This is a genomic window from Desulfovibrio sp., from assembly GCF_041907885.1.
In the GTDB taxonomy this organism is placed as follows: domain Bacteria; phylum Desulfobacterota; class Desulfovibrionia; order Desulfovibrionales; family Desulfovibrionaceae; genus Desulfovibrio.
Map to the genome: position 1 here is coordinate 189,213 of NZ_JAYRGM010000001.1, position 17,366 is coordinate 206,578.

General features: G+C 56.2%; 17 protein-coding genes. 15 read left to right on the forward strand and 2 right to left on the reverse strand.

Annotated elements, in window-relative coordinates; genetic code table 11:
• Positions 1–49 precede the first annotated feature (49 nt).
• Positions 50–1,378, reverse strand: a complete 1,329-nt coding sequence (locus ACE3NW_RS00775) for a M23 family metallopeptidase (protein WP_374279472.1) — start codon at positions 1,376–1,378, stop codon at positions 50–52.
• Positions 1,379–1,607: 229 nt separating this feature from the next.
• Between ACE3NW_RS00775 and ACE3NW_RS00780 the strand changes: the two genes are divergently transcribed.
• The 13 genes from ACE3NW_RS00780 (at position 1,608) to ACE3NW_RS00840 (ending at position 13,170) form a co-directional block, all read left to right on the forward strand.
• The gene (locus ACE3NW_RS00780; protein ID WP_374279624.1) at positions 1,608–2,219 is read left to right on the forward strand and encodes a protein-L-isoaspartate(D-aspartate) O-methyltransferase; all 612 of its coding nucleotides are present in this window, start codon (positions 1,608–1,610) and stop codon (positions 2,217–2,219) included.
• 40 nt (positions 2,220–2,259) lie between these two features.
• A complete protein-coding gene (locus tag ACE3NW_RS00785; protein WP_374279473.1) occupies positions 2,260–3,174 on the forward strand; it encodes an Mrp/NBP35 family ATP-binding protein in 915 nt (304 codons plus the stop codon).
• Positions 3,175–3,318: 144 nt separating this feature from the next.
• Entirely contained in the window at positions 3,319–3,867 is a 549-nt protein-coding gene (gene pgsA / locus ACE3NW_RS00790) for a CDP-diacylglycerol--glycerol-3-phosphate 3-phosphatidyltransferase (protein ID WP_374279474.1), read from the forward strand.
• Positions 3,868–3,879: 12 nt separating this feature from the next.
• Positions 3,880–4,134: a hypothetical protein gene (locus tag ACE3NW_RS00795; RefSeq protein ID WP_374279475.1), complete on the forward strand. Its 255-nt coding sequence runs from the start codon at positions 3,880–3,882 to the stop codon at positions 4,132–4,134.
• Positions 4,134–4,442 carry a septum formation initiator family protein gene (locus ACE3NW_RS00800; protein WP_374279476.1) on the forward strand — a complete coding sequence of 103 codons (309 nt, stop codon included), beginning with the start codon at positions 4,134–4,136 and terminating at the stop codon, positions 4,440–4,442. Before ACE3NW_RS00795 ends, ACE3NW_RS00800 begins: the two co-directional genes overlap by 1 nt.
• Positions 4,439–5,623 (forward strand): tetratricopeptide repeat protein, encoded by a 1,185-nt coding sequence (locus ACE3NW_RS00805; protein ID WP_374279477.1) that lies wholly within the window; start codon positions 4,439–4,441, stop codon positions 5,621–5,623. Before ACE3NW_RS00800 ends, ACE3NW_RS00805 begins: the two co-directional genes overlap by 4 nt.
• 140 nt (positions 5,624–5,763) lie before the next feature.
• Positions 5,764–6,984 carry a hypothetical protein gene (locus ACE3NW_RS00810; RefSeq protein WP_374279478.1) on the forward strand — a complete coding sequence of 407 codons (1,221 nt, stop codon included), beginning with the start codon at positions 5,764–5,766 and terminating at the stop codon, positions 6,982–6,984.
• A gap of 210 nt (positions 6,985–7,194) precedes the next feature.
• On the forward strand, positions 7,195–8,202 hold the full coding sequence (gene fbp / locus ACE3NW_RS00815; protein WP_374279479.1) for a class 1 fructose-bisphosphatase: 1,008 nt from the start codon (positions 7,195–7,197) through the stop codon (positions 8,200–8,202).
• Positions 8,203–8,276: 74 nt separating this feature from the next.
• A complete protein-coding gene (gene tsaD / locus ACE3NW_RS00820) occupies positions 8,277–9,338 on the forward strand; it encodes a tRNA (adenosine(37)-N6)-threonylcarbamoyltransferase complex transferase subunit TsaD (protein ID WP_374279480.1) in 1,062 nt (353 codons plus the stop codon).
• 160 nt (positions 9,339–9,498) lie between these two features.
• Entirely contained in the window at positions 9,499–9,822 is a 324-nt protein-coding gene (gene trxA, locus ACE3NW_RS00825; RefSeq protein ID WP_374279481.1) for a thioredoxin, read from the forward strand.
• The gene (gene trxB / locus ACE3NW_RS00830) at positions 9,819–10,745 is read left to right on the forward strand and encodes a thioredoxin-disulfide reductase (protein WP_374279482.1); all 927 of its coding nucleotides are present in this window, start codon (positions 9,819–9,821) and stop codon (positions 10,743–10,745) included. The genes trxA and trxB overlap by 4 nt, the downstream gene beginning before the upstream one ends.
• Positions 10,738–11,469: an outer membrane protein assembly factor BamD gene (locus ACE3NW_RS00835; protein ID WP_374279483.1), complete on the forward strand. Its 732-nt coding sequence runs from the start codon at positions 10,738–10,740 to the stop codon at positions 11,467–11,469. The genes trxB and ACE3NW_RS00835 overlap by 8 nt, the downstream gene beginning before the upstream one ends.
• 231 nt (positions 11,470–11,700) lie before the next feature.
• Positions 11,701–13,170 (forward strand): cation diffusion facilitator family transporter, encoded by a 1,470-nt coding sequence (locus tag ACE3NW_RS00840; protein ID WP_374279484.1) that lies wholly within the window; start codon positions 11,701–11,703, stop codon positions 13,168–13,170.
• Positions 13,171–13,466: 296 nt separating this feature from the next.
• On the opposite strand, the gene yihA is transcribed toward ACE3NW_RS00840, so the two are convergent.
• Positions 13,467–14,111: a ribosome biogenesis GTP-binding protein YihA/YsxC gene (gene yihA, locus ACE3NW_RS00845; protein WP_374279485.1), complete on the reverse strand. Its 645-nt coding sequence runs from the start codon at positions 14,109–14,111 to the stop codon at positions 13,467–13,469.
• A gap of 186 nt (positions 14,112–14,297) precedes the next feature.
• Here yihA and efp point away from each other — a divergent pair, with 186 nt between their 5' ends.
• Both efp and ACE3NW_RS00855 read left to right on the forward strand, forming a co-directional pair.
• The gene (gene efp / locus ACE3NW_RS00850) at positions 14,298–14,855 is read left to right on the forward strand and encodes an elongation factor P (protein ID WP_374279486.1); all 558 of its coding nucleotides are present in this window, start codon (positions 14,298–14,300) and stop codon (positions 14,853–14,855) included.
• Positions 14,856–14,924: 69 nt separating this feature from the next.
• Entirely contained in the window at positions 14,925–17,354 is a 2,430-nt protein-coding gene (locus tag ACE3NW_RS00855) for a DNA translocase FtsK (protein ID WP_374279626.1), read from the forward strand.
• Positions 17,355–17,366: the final 12 nt, after the last annotated feature.

Below are 17,366 nucleotides of genomic sequence, written 5' to 3' on the forward strand. Positions count from 1 at the left end.
TACAGGCCGGAGAGCGGGATTTACCGCACTGGCATTAGCAGTATTGCACCTATTGCTGGGTCATCGAGGCATCAATGCGCCCGGTGATGTTGTCGCGAATCCACTTGGGATCAAGCCATTCCAGCGGGGTTACTTCCACACCGCCCACCAGAATGCCAAAATGCAGATGGTCGCCAAAGGCAAGGCCCGTGCTGCCGGTATGGGCTATGGTCTGGCCTTTCTGCACCACGTCACCCACTTTGACGAGCTGGTCGTTGAGGTGTGAATACAGCGACATGAGCCCAAGGCCGTGGTCGATAACAATCAGGTTGCCGTAAATGCCCAGGTTGCCGCAAAATACCACGCGACCGCTGTTGGCGGCGGGCACTTCGGCATTGCGCACAGAGGCAAGGTCAAAGCCCAGGTGGTAAGATTCGCCCACGGGCTTGCCCTGATAGCTGAAGAAACGGTGGTCGCCAAAACCGGCGCGCGGGGCAGAGCGGGGCAGGCGTTCAAACACGCCGCTCCACAGCATGGCCGAGGCCGTGTCGCGGCCTATCTCGCGCAGGGTCTGCACATTGGCATTGCGCACCTGATTGTTGATATACAGGTAGCATTCAAGCGGGTTGGTGGCATCTGGGGCCAGATCGCGCAGCTTGCTTTCTACTGCCAGCAAAAAGTTGTCTGTCACTTCAATGCTGTCGCTCTTGAACACACGTTCAAATGTCATGACTGTCAGATGACTTTTGGTAACGTTGCCAGCAAGGTCTGTGGCGGTAATTTCGACGCTGTTCTTATAATCACGCGCCGTCATGGTATAGGGAAACGGGAAAAAGCAGATATAGCTGCCGTCTTTTTGCAGATAGCCGGGTACAAAATAGCCAGCCACCAGTACACCGCTGCTGGATACTTCTTCGTCAATGGTGTAGCGCACCACGGCAGTGCCGCCCCGGCGAACGTTGGGGGGCAGGGTTTTGACAGAAATGCGCGGCGGTTGCGTATCAAGGCGCATGGGCAGCTGGATGGTGCGGGTATTGCCCTGGCCAAATCCGGCAAGCGAGCCGTCTGTGGCGCGAATTTCAAGCTCAAACGCGCCCTCGCGCAGGTTGGCGTCCTTCATGGGAACGTCCACCTCGCGCTCTTCAACATATTTGTCAAAGTGCTTGCTGTAGATCACATTGAGAACGTTGTTCTTGCGCACGCCCACCGAAATGGAACGGATGCCGGAAGGGTCCTTCATGCGTACCTTGAGCACGCTTGCGGGCGAAACCTTGCCGGTGTTGGGCGTTACTTCTACAACCGGGCCGTCCAGATCCTTAAAAAAGACATAGCCACCCAGCACAAGCAGGGCGACCACCAAAATACCCAGTACCGATGAAAACAGACTTCTTTTGCGCATTGCCGACTCCTCAATCTCGCTGCCCGAAGGGTTGCATAAAGAAAGGCAAGTTTCAAGGAAAAGTCTGGAACTTCTCTTGATCTGTCCAAAACACGCAACGGCGCGCATTGACTTGGCGTAAAAAATCTGTTTTCACTTCCGCAGTATGCAGTACGGTAAATATTCTGCGGCTGGGGGTGTTCCCCGTGAGCCTTCTCCTTCCGTGGATCCCAAACGTCTACGGCGTCGTATGGTGCGCGAACAGCTCGAAGCGCGCGGCATAAGCGATCCGGCGGTGCTTGGGGCAATGCTTGCCGTGCCGCGCCATCTTTTTGTGCAGGAAGCGCTGCGCTCGCAGGCCTATGAAGACACCCCCCTGCCCATCGGTTACGGGCAGACCATTTCACAGCCATATATTGTAGCCCTGATGACACAGCTGCTTGAAGTGCAGCGGGGCATGCGTGTGCTTGAAATCGGCACGGGCTCCGGCTATCAGGCCGCAGTGCTGGCCACCCTTGGCTGCACCGTGTTTACCGTTGAACGCATGCGCGAGCTTTATCAAAACACCTCTGGCCTCTTGCGGCAAATGGGACTTAGGGGTATCCACATGCAGCGGCGTGATGGCACGCTGGGCATGCCCGAAGCCGCTCCATTTGACCGTATAATTGTTACCGCTGGCGGGCCGGAAGTGCCGCGCCCCCTTGTTGAGCAGCTTGACGAGGGCGGTATAATGCTTATTCCCGTAGGGGCCAAGCCTCGCACGCAGCGCCTTGTGCGCGTGCGCAAGGAACAGGGACGCGTTAGCAGCGACGACCTGGGGCCGGTAGTTTTTGTGGATCTGGTGGGTGACCACGGCTGGTAGACAGACCGTTGCCAAACCCGCCATAATTGAAGGAGATGTCATGGGATCCTGTTCATCCTGTTCTTCTGCGTCATCTTGCTCCAGTGCAAAGGGCAATGGCGGCAACGGGGAATGTAATGACCCTATGGCCAAGCAAGACCGCGCAATAGCCGACTGCCTGGGCCATATTCGCCACAAGATATTTGTCATGAGCGGCAAGGGCGGCGTGGGCAAAAGCTCTGTGACCGTCAATACCGCCGCAGCGCTGGCACGGCGCGGATTCAAGGTTGGCATTCTTGATGTCGATATCCACGGCCCCAGCGTGCCCAATCTGCTGGGCCTGACCAGCACTGTTGAAATCGACGAGCCCACCCAGCTGATGATTCCGGCTGCGTACAACGAAAATCTGTCGGTCATCTCGATGGATACGTTTTTGCAAGACAAAGACCAGGCCATTCTGTGGCGTGGCCCCAAAAAAACTTCGGCTATCCGCCAGTTTATTGCAGACGTAAAGTGGGGCAATCTGGACTTTTTGCTCATCGACTCCCCTCCAGGAACCGGCGACGAGCACATGACTGTCATGCAGTCCATTCCTGATGCCCTGTGCGTGGTGGTGACCACCCCGCAGGAAATTTCGCTGGCAGACGTGCGCAAGGCCATCAACTTTTTGCAGTACACCAATTCCAACGTGCTTGGCGTGGTGGAAAACATGAGCGGCCTTGTGTGCCCCCACTGCCACGCAGAAATTGACCTGTTCAAAAAGGGCGGCGGAGAAGAGCTGGCCAAGCGCTACGGCCTCAAGTTTCTTGGCGCTGTGCCGCTTGATCCCACCACGGTGGTTGCGGCTGACAAAGGTATTCCCGTGGTGTACCTTGATGCGGAGAGTGCGGCCAAGGAGGCCTTTCTCAAACTGGCAGATTCCATTGCCTCCGCTGCCGATGGCAGCCTCGAAGCACTTGCCAGCACCCACCGCTAAAGGCATGGCGAGCATGGCTCGGTAGAAATGCAGGCTTCCCTGGCGGTCGGGACCGGTCGCCGGGGGAGCTTTTTTTCTCCTTTTCTCTCGTATTCTTTTATGGTAACGCTTTAAAAAATTCGCACGGAGCGCCTGAGAGGAAGAATGCTTAATCTTGCTAATAAAATTACACTGTTACGCATTTTAATGACCCCTCTTGTGGTTCTGCTGCTCTATTTTGAAGGCCCTGTTGCCTGTATTTTGGCCACACTGGCCTTTATTTTTGCCTCGCTCACCGACTGGGCCGATGGATATATTGCCCGCCGTTCCAACATGGTAACCAGCATGGGCAAGTTTCTTGATCCGCTGGCCGACAAGGTGCTGATCTGTTCGGTGCTGATCATGTTTGTCAAACTTGGCTGGGCTCCTGCCTGGGTTGTTATCATTATTGTGTGCCGTGAGCTTGTGGTTACCGGCCTGCGCGCCATAGCCATTGACGAGGGCATTGTTCTTGCCGCCGACAAGTTCGGCAAGGCAAAAACAGTGCTTCAGATTTTTGCCATTGTGCCGCTTGCGCTGCACTACCCGCTGTGGGGTATGGATTTGCAGCCCCTGGGGTTGGCGCTGCTGTATGTGGCCCTGGTGCTGGCCGTTGTTTCAGGTTCCAATTATTGCTATGATTTTTACCGCAATACGCGTAAACAGGCAGGCTAACGGGTACAACGCATGAGCACGTTGCAGATCCGTCTCAAAAACTGCATCCAGACCATTCTGGAACTGGAACCCGACATGCGCGCCGGGGTCTGGGGCCGTCATTTTGATGAAGAACTGAGCACTCTCAAGGATTATCTGCATCAGGTAGATCAGATGAATCTGGCAGAGGAGGATGTTACGCGGCTGGAAAAAGCCACGGCCACATTTTTGGCCGAATTGCGGCTTTCGAATGGCGATGGCGCACAACCACAGCGGCTGTTACAGTAATGTTCTGGCGCACGTTTATTCTGGTTGTGCTGGGCCTTGTGAATGTGGTGCTGTTTGCACGCATGGTTTGGGGCCCCACCGGGCTTATCGAATACCGCGAGCTCAAGCAGCAGTATGCCGAGCTTGATAAGCAGATTGCAGCACTTGATGCGGAAAACCTCTCTCTGAGCCGCGAAATTCGCCTTTTGCAGTCAGACAGCCAGTATATGGAAAAGGTCATTCGTCAGCGCCTCCACTATGTTCGCGACAACGAGGTGCTCTATCTTTTTGGCGATGTGGCGAAACCGGGGCGGGAGCAGAAACCATGACGGAAAAAATTGAATGGTACAAAGAAGTCCTGGAGCTTGAGCCCAATTCCAAGGTCTTTTTTCCGTTGGCCCGTCTGCTGGCAGATGCCAAGCGCATTGACGAGGCAGTTGAAATTCTGGAGCAGGGCCTCGCCCGCCACGAGGAATTTCTTGAAGCCAGGCTGTACCTTATAGAACTGCTGCATTCTGCCAACAAGCTGGAAGCCTGCGAGAAACAGGTTGGTCGGCTGACAAAAATGTTTTCTACCTATGCCGGTTTCTGGCAGGCGTGGGCCGCGTGCATCAATGCCGCTGGCGATGCCCCGGATACGGCGGCTGTGCTGCGTTTTCTGGCTCTCAATTTTTCGAGGGGCCCGGTTTCTCTGCACGATGTGATCAACCAGGGGCTTGCGTCCATGGCTGGAGGTGGGGTGCAAGCCCCGGCGCAGCCGTGTGCGCCAGCGCAGCCTGTGGATGCCGAACCCGTACTTTCGCAGCCAGTGAGTTTGCAGCCAGAAGGTTTGCAGCCAGAAGGTTTGCAGAATGTCCAGCCGCAATCACCGGCCAGCAGCGATGCCGTGACGGAAATTGCAGATGTAGCACCGGTTGCTTCGGTGGCGGCTGCCGCTCTTGCAGGGCATGTTGCAGCCGAATACGCAGCTGATGCTGTTGCTGCTGGCCCCGGCGCTGTGTACGATGCTGAAAGCGCTCTGGGCGCGGCCGATCATGAGATTCTTCACGATTCCATTGATTTTGATCCTGATCTCGCCATGGCCGATGATGACGCGCTGCCGTCTGAGGCCGATGAGGGCGTTTCCCCCATGGTGGCCCGTGGGGCAGATGCCTACGCCGCCTATGCTGCTCCGGTTACGCAGACCGAGGCTGTGGTTGTGGATGAAGCGGACGAAGCCGAAGAGCGTTTTTCGCTGCGCACGCGTTCCATGGCAGAAGTATTGGCCGAACAGGGCGATATCAAGGGCGCGCTTGATATTTATCATGAACTTGCAGCCGCAGCGGTGCATTCTGAAGAAAGCGCCGATCTGCGCCAGCGCATAGCTACGTTGACTGCCCGCCTGGGCAATGTCCAGACGGTGGACGCCGTCCAACCCGCAGCTTCGGCAGAACAGGCCAGCGGAAAGGACAAGCTCATAAGCATGCTTGAAGCTTTGGCAGAACGTGTTGAAGCCAGAGCGCACAGTTAATGAGGGAGATCACTGTGTTGAAATCATATGTGCGTTATATCTTTTTGCTGGTATTTGCTGCATCGCTTGTAACGGGTTGCAGTTCATATCAGCCTACCAAAAACGTCTGGAAATCCACAAAGTCGTTTTGGAACACTTACGTGAGCCCCCCGGCCACTGTGGATTTTGATGAAAAAGGCAACCTTTCGCCCCAGGCGCTTTCCCTCACGCACAGCATGATGGGGATTGACGTTGAGCTGACGCGCCTTGAGCGGGTCATGCTCAATGCCGACAAGCCCCCGACGCGTGAATGGCTTACGTCGTTCCTTGGTTCGTTCCCCTGGATCAGCGGTTTTGCCGGCGTGAAGTACGACGGAACCATCCTTGGACAGGAACCCGCCAATCCCACGAAGCCGCTTGATTTCATCCCGCTGCTCTATGAAGACAAAAAGCAGAGCACCCGCGCCCTGCGTGCCGATGTGCAAAATTCGCCCTACGGGCCTGAAGTGCTGCTTGCCTCGCCGTTGTATGACGGTGTGGACTTCCTGGGTGTGGTTGTAGCCAACTTTGATATGCGTTCGCTCATGCAGTATTCGCATACGCCGCAGGAAGTGGTAATTCTTTCGCCCCAGGCCCTGCTCTGGCCCGGAAAGTACGACTTTGCCTCAACGCCCCTTGCTGGTGTGAACTGGGACGAAGTTGTTACCAAGAGTTCGTCGGGTACCTGCTCAAACGTGAACGGCAAGTTCTACTATAATGTTCGGTATCTCGGTAATGTCCCCCTGATCTTTGCGGTGGCAGAGTCGGGCAACTTCCCGCAGGGCAATGGCAGTGTTGATCAGGGCCTCACCTTCTTCCCCAAGGAACGCCCCAAGCTTCCCCCGCCGCCGCATGTTGAACGCAAGAACAAAAACCGCTTTGAAGAAAGCCAGAACGTGGACGTTACGCCCGAACAGGCCACCGGCGCTCCTGCCCAGGCCTCTGGCAAGCCCACTGGCGGTGCTGATATTCAGCCCGGCAGCAAGGACAGCATGCTGCTTCGGCGTAAAAATGCCGAGCGCCACAAGGTGCAGGAACGTCAGCTTGAAGGTGAAAACACCTCTGTTGACCGTGCGCCACGCCCGGCCAAGAGCAAGAAGGAAACCCCGCCCACGGGCCTTGGCATAGCCCCCGATGCTGATACCTCTACCTTGCCCGGTGGGCGTCCCAGCCCCTTTGGTCCCAAGGATGGTGAGGCTGCCGATAGCCCTGCTGATAGCCCTGCAAAGCCTGCGGAGAGCACCGCAAAGCCTGCGGAAGCCAAGCCTGATTCGGGCAGCGCAGGCAGTGAACCGGCAGCATTGCCGGGCGGGCGGCCAAGCCCCTTTGGCCCACGGAACTGACGCACTCAAGCTTAAACTTGCGCCGCCCCGGGGCGGCGCAAGTCTTTTGAAATGTGTTTCCCTGAAGCGCACAGTCCTGGCAAAGCATTTTGCCGGGCAAGCAGATTGCGGCGCGCAGACCTCTGGCTGCTCTTTGCAACCGATGGTTACTTTCAGGGCTAAATGTTCAACTGTTCCTCTCAATTTTCTGGATGTTGTAAGGAGCCCCCAATGGCTGACATCACGGTTACGGAACACCTGCTGCTGCACCAGAAGCGTACCCCCCAGGCAACGGGCCAGTTCACTGGTCTTCTGTACGACCTGATTCTTTCAGGCAAAAGCATTTCGCGGCGTATTGCAAAGGCTGGCCTGCTCGACATTCTCGGCGGAACCGGCGAGGTGAACGTTCAGGGCGAAAATGTGCAGAAGATGGATTCCATCGCCAACCGTATCATGCTTTACCGCATGGAGCGGTGCGGTGCTCTTTGCGCCATGAGTTCGGAGGAAGAAGCCGACCTTGTCCGCGTGAGCCAGGAATTTCCACGCGGCGACTATATTCTCATTTTTGATCCGCTGGACGGATCGACCAATATTGATGTGAATATCAATGTCGGTACCATTTTTTCCATTCTGCGCAGGCCAGAGGGCCACACCGGCGAGGTGAGCATTGATGAGGTTCTGCAACCCGGAGTAAAGCAGGTTGCGGCCGGTTATATTCTGTACGGCCCCTCCACCATGCTGGTGCTCAGCACAGGGCAGGGGGTACACGGATTTACCCTTGATCCGGGCGTGGGCGAGTTTTTGCTCTCCCATCCTGACATGCGCATTCCTGAGCAGGGGCATATCTATTCCGTCAACGAGGGCAACTGGAAAAACTGGGACGCTCCCGCCCGCGAGGCCGTGACGTGGTTTCATGGTTGTGAAACTTCTGACGGCAAGCCCTATTCTTCGCGGTATGTTGGTGCCCTTGTGGCCGATTTTCACCGCACGCTCATCAATGGCGGCATCTACATGTACCCGCCCGATGCCAACAAACCCAACGGCAAGCTGCGCCTTATGTGCGAAGCCAATCCCTTGGCTTTTTTGGCAGAGCAGGCTGGTGGCAAGGCAAGCGACGGGCATGGGCGCATACTTGAGCGTGTGCCGGACAAGCTGCACGCGCGCACGCCGCTCTACATCGGGTCTTCACTGGATGTCGAAGCAGTGGAAAAAATTTACGCGCGGCATGCGGGCAGGTAAGATTTCTGGCAGCCCTCGCACTGTTGCGGCGGCTGCCTTCTTGTACCGGCCTTGTGCCGAAAATGGCGAAATGAATGCTGTGCCTTGGAATTGAAAGTTCTTGTGATGAAACGGCCCTGGCCCTGGTGGAAGACGGCAGGCTGGTTGAAGCCGTGCTGGCAAGTCAGGCAGATGTGCATGCCCTGTTTGGCGGGGTAGTGCCAGAGCTTGCCTCTCGCGAGCACTACCGTTTTGTAGGTGCGCTTTTCGATGAGCTGATGCAGCGCAGTGGCAGGGCCAATACCGAGATTGACCTCATTGCGGCCGCCCGTGGTCCTGGTCTGCTTGGCAGCCTGCTTGTGGGGGTGGCCTTTGCCAAAGGGCTGGCTCTTGGTCTGGGCAAACCCTTTCTTGGGGTCAACCATCTGCATGCCCACCTTCTGGCAGTGGGGCTCGAGCACGAACTGCGCTTTCCGTCATTGGGGCTGCTGGTTTCAGGCGGGCATACACATCTGTACCGTATGGAATCGCCCTGGGATTGCCGTTTGCTAGGCCGCACACTTGATGATGCGGCTGGCGAGGCCTTTGACAAGGTGGGCAAGTTTCTTGGACTTGCCTATCCGGGCGGCAGGCTCATGGATGCTCTGGCGCGGGCGGGTACTGCACAGAGCAAGCTGTTTCCCCGTCCATATCTTGATAATGACAATCTTGATTTCAGCTTCAGTGGTCTAAAAACCGCTGCCACAGGGCAGGCTGCGCAGTTGCTGGCTGGGCAGGAATGGCCACGGCCCCTGACCAGTATTGACCATGCGCCCCAGGCCTTAAAGGACTACTGCGCCTCGTTTAACCTTGCGGTTGTCGAGACTCTGTGCGCTAAAACAAAACGCGCGCTTGACCGCAACCCTGATCTTGAAAATCTGATAATGGCAGGTGGTGTGGCCTGCAATTCTTTGTTGCGCGACAGTATTGGGCAGCTCATGTCGGGCAGGGGAGGTCGTGCCTTTATTCCCAGCGGCCAATTATGCACTGACAATGCTGCCATGATTGCACATGCGGCATGGCTTTTGGGGCGTAACGGTTACAGCCACAAGCTGAATATGGAAACCATACCCCGTGGCAAGGCCATACCAAACGATATGCTGTGCAGCTTGTGCTGAAATGGTCAAGAAACCATGCAAAACAAGAGATTGTCTTGACAGAGGGCACATTGGTATCTACTCTTACTCAATACAGAAGCATACACTTTAAATGCTCTTCTGTTCGCGTCACGGGTTAATGTGGTCGTGGCGCGACACAAAGCAACGTAAGGAGATAGTTATGGCTGAACAGGTCACTGACGCCACCTTTGAAAGCGTTGTGCTCAAGTCTGATCTTCCGGTTCTGCTCGATTTTTGGGCTCCCTGGTGCGGTCCCTGCCGTGCAGTAGGCCCGATCATTGACGAACTGGCAACCGAGTACGACGGAAAGGTGCGCGTTGTAAAAATGAACGTGGACGAAAATCCGGCCACGCCCACCAAGTTTGGCATTCGCGCTATCCCGACTCTTGTCCTTTTCAAAAAAGGCGAAACGGTTGAGCAGGTAACCGGGGCCGTCACCAAGGCTGCCCTTAAAGACCTTATCGATTCAAAGGCTCTGGCATGAATGAATATGATGCCGTTGTCATAGGCAGCGGCCCTGCTGGTATTACGGCCTCAATGTATCTGGCCCGCTCTGGGTGCTCTGTGCTCATGCCTGAGCAATTGGCAGCAGGCGGCCAGATTCTGCAAACTGAAGCCATGGAAAACTATCCCGGTTTTCCCAAGGGCATCAAGGGCTATGAGCTGGCGGATCTTTTTGATGCGCACCTGGCCGGTCTAGCTGTAGACCGGCCGGCCGCATCAGTAGAATCTGTAACCGGTTCTGCTGGGCATTTTGTGGTTTGCGCCGGTGGTGTGGATTACGCAGCCAAAACGGTTATAGTTTGTTCTGGCGCGCATCATAAGCCGCTGGGGCTGGAAAACGAAGACAGACTGCGTGGGCACGGCGTGTCGTATTGCGCCATCTGCGACGGCAATTTTTTTCGTAACCAGACAGTGGCGGTAGTAGGCGGCGGAAATTCTGCGCTGGAAGAGTCGCTTTACCTTGCAAAGATTGTAGGAAAGCTCTATCTTATCCATCGCCGCGATGAATTCCGCGGGCACAAGATTTATCAGGATAAGCTTGACGCCCATGGCGACAAGATCGAGATTCTGCGCAGCAGTGTTGTTAGCCGGTTGCACGGCGATAACGAGCTCACAGGTCTTACGGTTAAGGAACTGAAGACCGGTCAGGAACGCCATTTGCCTGTAGACGGACTTTTCGTCTACGTAGGTTATGAGCCTTCCACCGGCTTTTTGCCCGCAGAGGTCATACGTGACGAGCAAGGCTTTATTATCACCGACACAGAAATGCGCACCAATGTTTCGGGCATTTTTGCAGCTGGTGATATTCGTTCCAAGCTTTGCCGTCAGGTAATCACTGCCGCCGGTGACGGCGCAACTGCCGCGCAGGCGGCGTTTGTCTTTTTGGAACAGCTCCATGCATAAAAAACTGCTTCGCTCCCTTTTGCTTGTAATAAGCATGTTTGCGGTTTCCGGTTGCGGCATCATTGATATGATATACCTGCCGCCGGCGGAAGATACCGCCCAGGAGGTTTTTGAAGCCGCCAATGACGCCATGAGTGAGAAAAACTTCGTGCGCGCCGTGGAGCTGTACAACAAACTTCGCGATACCTACCCCTTCAGCCCCTACACGGTTGATGCGGAACTGTCGCTGGCAGATGCCTACTACCTTGACGAGGAATACGAACTCGCAGCCGAAACCTACAAGGATTTCGAATCGCTGCATCCCCGTCACGAAGCTATTCCCTATGTTCTGTACCAAACTGGCATGTCGCTGATGAAGCAGTTCCGCTCCATCGACAGGGCCACCACAGAACTTAAGGAAGCTTACGACTACTTTGACCGCTTGCGTCAGACCTTCCCCGACTCGCCCTATTCCAAGAGCGCGGAAGAGCACATGCGCGTATGCCGTCAGCTGATGGCCGAGCACGAGCTGTATATTGCCGACGTGTTCTGGCACATGAAAAAATTCGGCCCTGCCTGGCATCGTTACGAATACGTAATGGCCAACTTCAAGGATGTGCCTGAAGTGGCAGAGCATGCCAAGGAAAAGAGCTTGGCTGCCTACCATAACTACCGCGAAGCCCAGTCGGTGGAAGTGCGCGAAAACCGTGAGGGCAGCTGGAAGAAGTGGTTTACCTGGCTGTAAGATTTCGCAGCAGACGTTACTGAAGTTGCTCTAAAAATTACAAACCGGCTGTTTTGCAAAAAACAGCCGGTTTGTGTCGCATTGGGGCACAGCATACATATGGTATGCTGTGATATATGTGCAACTTAACGTATCGCGCTTCGGGCAATTCTTGAGCAGAAAATCTGCGCCTGGCAGCTCTGCCATTACCAGTCTTTTTTTTCACAATAAAGTCGCAAAACAGGGTGCGTTATGGATATGCATGCCAGTGGTACAGATGAAAAGAGCCGCGCCGCCATGTATTCTTTGCTAGCAGCCTTGGCTCTCACCAGCGTCAAGCTTGCTGTTGGGCTGTACACCAACAGTCTTGGTGTGTTGTCCGAGGCCTTGCACAGCGGCCTTGATCTTCTGGCTGCGGCCCTTACCCTGTTTGCGGTCAAGATTTCGTCCAAACCCGCAGATTCACGCCACCCATACGGGCACGGCAAGGCAGAAAATCTTTCTGCACTGGCGCAAACATTGCTGCTGTTTGGCACATGCGCCTGGGTGGTGTACGAGGGTGTACACCGCCTGACCTCTGGCGGCAGCCCTGTTGTGCCATCGCTCTGGGGTGTGGGGGTCATGGCGTTTTCCATGGCCGTTGACATCAACCGGGTGCGCGTTTTGCGGCGTGTGGCAAAAACTTTCAACAGTCAGGCTCTGGAAGCCGACGCGTTGCATTTTTCTACCGACATTCTTTCTTCAGCCGTAGTACTTGTGGGTGTGCTTGCCGTTTGGCTTGCCCAGGCCTTGAATCTGCCCGAACCCTTGAGCAGGGTGCTTTCGCAGGCAGATACGGTTGCGGCCCTGCTTGTGGCGGCCATTATTTTCAGGGCCAGCATGCATATGGCTTCTGATGCGGTTGACATGCTTATGGATACCGGCTCATCGCACGCCAGCGAGGCCATTGTGTCGGGTGTTAAGAGCATTGCGGGTATATCTGAGGTCAGACGGGTGCGAGTGCGCACCAGTGGCCCGCAGAGCTTTGTTGATCTTACGGTTGGTGTTGCGCCGGGCCTCAAGGTCAGCGACGGGCACAGGCTGGCCCATGAGGCAGAAGAAGCTGTGGCAGCGATTTTACCCGGTGCTGACGTGACTGTGCATGTTGAGCCCCGCAAGTCGTGCCGCATTGACGAGAACAATCCTTTTGCGCTTGTGCAGCTTGTGGCCTCTGAGCACGGGCTTGCTGTTCACGATGTGCATGTACTGAGCGCCGACACGGCCTGTCATATTGAGTTGCATGTCGAATTGCCCGGCCAGATGCCTTTTGACCGTGCCTACGCGCGCGTAAAGGCCTTTGAGGACACCCTGCGCGAATCTTTGCCTGGGGTTGAAATTGTAAGCCATATGGAACCCAAGGCCCCCAGTGCGGCTCTTGAGCCAGGGGCATCTGTTTCTGTGCCTTTTTCAGAAATGGCATGGCGTGAGATTCAGGCCGCAGTAGAAAGCGAACCCCTGGCTGGCAAACCGCACAAGTTTTCTACCTATGTGCTGCCAGAGCAGGGGGTCTGTATTTCGTTTCACTGCAATGTCAGTGTGGGCTTGTCGGTGGAAGAAGCGCACAATGTCTGCACACGGCTTGAAAAACGCATTCGGGCCGCAGTGCCACAGCTTGGGCGCCTGAGCATACATATGGAGCCAGCAGTGGTTACAGACACCAGCTGCAAGGGCCAGCCAGCCTGATCGTGGGCGGCTTTATGGCGTGATCCTTTCAGCCCCGTCAAATTCGGCTGTCTTGCTGGCTGGCAGCAATAAAACGTTGCCAACCCGTTGCCAGTCCAGTGCCAGTCCAGTGCCGCGCCAGTGTTATGTGATTGCAGCTCACGTGCGTGCCTGGGCTTGCAGCCTGCTCATAGCCGGGCATACTGACCGCAAAGCGGCGTGGGTAAGAGTGGACGCAGTAAACCCACAGCCGCCATGTTTGCTTTGCGAGATTTGCCTGGATACGGCACAGCACCAGGCAGGGCCGCTATCAGCTGTTAATCGCTGTTTTCTGCGTCCTGCTGTTCTTCCTGTCCGGTGACATCAGCTGTGTCCGGGGCCGCACGTTGAGGCACGGCTGTTTCAACCAGTACACGCCACAGATTGTCTATGCCATAGCGGTTGCTGGATGAGGTGACCACAGGGCGCGTACCCAGCAGCTCCTGCCATTCGTTCTGGCGGTTGGCGCGTTCGCGCTGGCTGCATTTGTCGGCCTTGGTCAGCACTGGCACAATATTCAGGCCATTGGTGCGTGCAAAGGATGCGAGATTTTTATCGAGCATCTGGGGTTCAAGGCGGCTGTCGAGCAGCAGGGCAAGCGCTTTGAGGCTGCTGCATTCCACCAGATACCGTTCAAGCAGGCGTGCCCACTTTTCGCGTTCTGAATGGCTGGCACGGGCATAGCCATAGCCCGGTAGATCAACCAGATAGAAATTGTGGGGCGTAACCTTGTAATAATTTACCGAGCGGGTTTTGCCGGGGGTAGAGCTGACCTTGGCCAGTTTTTTGCGGCCAGCCAGGGCGTTGATGAGCGATGATTTGCCCACATTTGAACGTCCCGCAAGGGCTATCTGCGCCTCGGGCATAGATATGAGCTGCTCAAGCGTATAGGCTGTAGTTTCTAGGGTGAGAACGGGATTCATGGTAAACCTCATGTGATACTTTAACTTTGTACCTTGACAAGCAAGCTTGTTTCAGCAAATATTTTCAATTCGGGGCTGAAGCTTTCAGCCAAACTTCCGTATAAGGTAGCCGCTCTTGCCGCAGTTGGCAAATGACCGGCCTTACTGCCAGCCAGCGCCGGTTTGCGGCGACATGTAGGAGGACAAATGTTTTCTACCACAGACTTTCGTAAGGGTCTGAAGATCGAAGTTGAAGGAACCCCTTTCGAAATCGTTGATTTTCAGCACTTCAAGCCCGGCAAGGGTGGCGCCATGGTGCGCACCAAGCTGCGTAATATCCTTACGGGCCGTATGCAGGATATAACCTTCCGTTCTGGTGAAAAAGTCGGCAAGCCCGACCTTGAAACCCGCGACATGCAGTTTCTGTATCGTCAGGAAGACGACCTTATCTTCATGGATATGACCACCTACGAACAGCTGCAAATGCACATCACCACCACCGACGGCAAGGAAGGCTTCCTTAAAGACGGTCAGGAATGCCGCGTGCTTCTTTACAAGGGCAGCCCCCTTGATATTGATATTCCTTTGAGCCTGGTGCTGGCCGTTGTTGAAACCGAGCCCGGCGCCAAGGGTGACACCGTAAGCAACGTCACCAAGGCTGCCAAGCTTGAAACCGGTATTTCGGTTCAGGTGCCGATTTTTGTCAACGAAGGTGATCGCATCAAGGTTGACACCCGCACCAAGGAATACCTGGGCCGGGAATGATGACCGGGTCGGGAGGGTAGCCCTACGGACGCCCATAAATTTGGCCGCGAGCTTTTTGGCCTTTTTCTTATCTTCTGGGCGCTGTTGCTCTTGCTCAGCCTGCTCAGTTTTGACGCCAACGACCCCAGTCTTAACCATGTGGTCAGCGGCGCAGTCAAGATAAAGAACAAGGCTGGCCTCTTCGGCGCGTACACTGCGGGTTTTCTGAACGACGTGTTTGGCGTGGCCGCCTATCTCTGCCCACTGATTTTCGGTGCGCTGGGGGCGGCCTACGTTTCTCCCTCGTACAGCCTGCATTGGTCGCGCTGGCTTGGCTTTTTTCTGCTCACCATCTGTCTGCTTGTCATTGGCGCTGCCGCAGATATCACCGTGGGTGACATGTGGGGCGGTGGTATGGTTGGCAATGCCCTGCACATCAATGCCAGCCGGTTTTTGAGCCCCGGCGGTTCGGCCTTGGTGTGGCTTTTTGTTGCACTTGTGGGCATGCAGCTTGCCGGCAATATATCATGGTTCAATGTGGTTGCCCGCGTGCTGCAATGGGCACAGGCGCGGCTGGCCGCACATCAGGGCCAATCTGCGCAGTCTGCACCGGTAAACGAACGGCAGCCCGAACAAGCCGGTGGCGAACGCTCCTGGTCGTGGCGCAATCTGCGTTTGCCTTCCATGGAATTCTGGACACGTTGGCGCGACCGTCTGGGCAACATTCAGCCCACGGCAGATTCGCTGCCAGAAGTGTTTGAAGAAAAAAAATCTCGCTCTGGTCAGGACAGGTCAGAAAGCAGCCGTGCGCATCAGGTTGATGCGGATGACCCTTTTGCCGTGGCTCACGACCTCAACGGCGTGACCATTTCGCCTGTGCTGGATGGGGCTGAAAATCCCGCCCCGCAGGATGCTTCCCCTGCTGAAGCGGATGAGCAGACTGAAACGGCAGACTACGAGGCCCAGCAAGCCCCAGCCGCACAGCGCACGGTTGAAAAGCCCCGTGCTGCCGCCCCTGCTGGTGCAGCCGATGCTCCCAAGAAACAGGGCGGCCTGACGGGGCTGCTCTCTGGCATGGCAGGCCGCAAGGCTGCCATACCGCTGCCTGGGCTCGATTTGCTTGCGCCGCCCGTAAAGGTGGCTGGCAATTCCAACAAGGAAGACCGCGAGGCAAGGGGCAAGGCCCTCATTGCCTGCCTGCGCGATTTTGACATTCAGAGCGAGCTTGTGCATGTCACGCCAGGGCCTGTGGTTACCATGTACGAGGTACGGCCAGCTCCCGGCATCCGGGTGAGCCGCATAGCCAACCTCAGCGATGATCTGGCGCTGGCGCTCAAGGCCGTGGCAGTGCGCATTCAGGCACCCATTCCCGGTACGGATACCGTGGGCATTGAAATACCCAACGATAACCGCGAAACCGTCAATTTCAGGGAGCTGGCAGCCAGCGAACCTTTCCGCAAGGGCTGCGGCCCTCTGACCATGATTTTGGGCAAGGACATTGCGGGCAAGCCCATCATGGCCGATCTTACCCGCATGCCGCACCTGCTTGTGGCGGGCGCAACGGGCGCGGGCAAAAGCGTGTGCCTCAACGGCATTCTCATAAGCCTGCTGTACCGCACGCAGCCCAAGGATATGCAGCTGCTGCTCATTGACCCCAAGCGTATCGAAATGGCCGTGTACGCAGACGAACCGCATCTGGTGCATCCTGTGGTCACGGAAATGAACGAGGCCAAGAACGCCCTTGACTGGGCTGTTCACGAGATGGACCGGCGCTATGAGGCCATGGCGCGCCTTGGGGTGCGCAATGTGGCGGGCTTTAACCAGAAGCTGGCCGCCTGCAAAAATGATCTGCCGCCGGATTTTGCCGACCTTGAACCCTTGCCCTACCTCGTTATTGTTATCGACGAACTGGCAGACCTCATGATGACCGCCGCCCGCGAGGTGGAAACCAGCATCGTGCGCCTTGCGCAGCTGGCCCGCGCCGCAGGCATTCACATGATACTTGCCACGCAGCGCCCCAGTGTGGACGTGGTGACAGGGCTGATCAAGGCAAACTTTCCGTGCCGTATATCGTTTCAGGTCACTTCCAAGCACGATTCGCGCACCATTCTTGATCAGGTGGGTGCGGAGCATCTGCTTGGCAGGGGCGACATGCTTTTCAAACCCAGCGGCGGCCGTTTGCAGCGTTTGCACGGCCCCTTCCTGAGTGACGAAGAGGTGGCGTGCGTGGTGAGCTACTGGAAGCGCCAGCTCAGCCCCTCGTACAAGGTCGATTTTGCCCAGTGGGGGCTCGATTCTGGCACTGGCGGTGGCACTGGCGGCGGGGGTGATGCAGCGCAAGACCCCTTGTACGGCGAGGTGCAGGCCTTTGTGAGCGATCAGGGCCGCGCATCCATATCGCTTGTGCAGCGGCGCTTCAAGATTGGCTTTAACCGGGCCGCCCGCCTGGTTGAACAGCTTGAACACGACGGTATCATCGGCCCGGCCGACGGCAGCAAGCCGCGTGCCGTGGTCAAGTAATTGCAACATTTG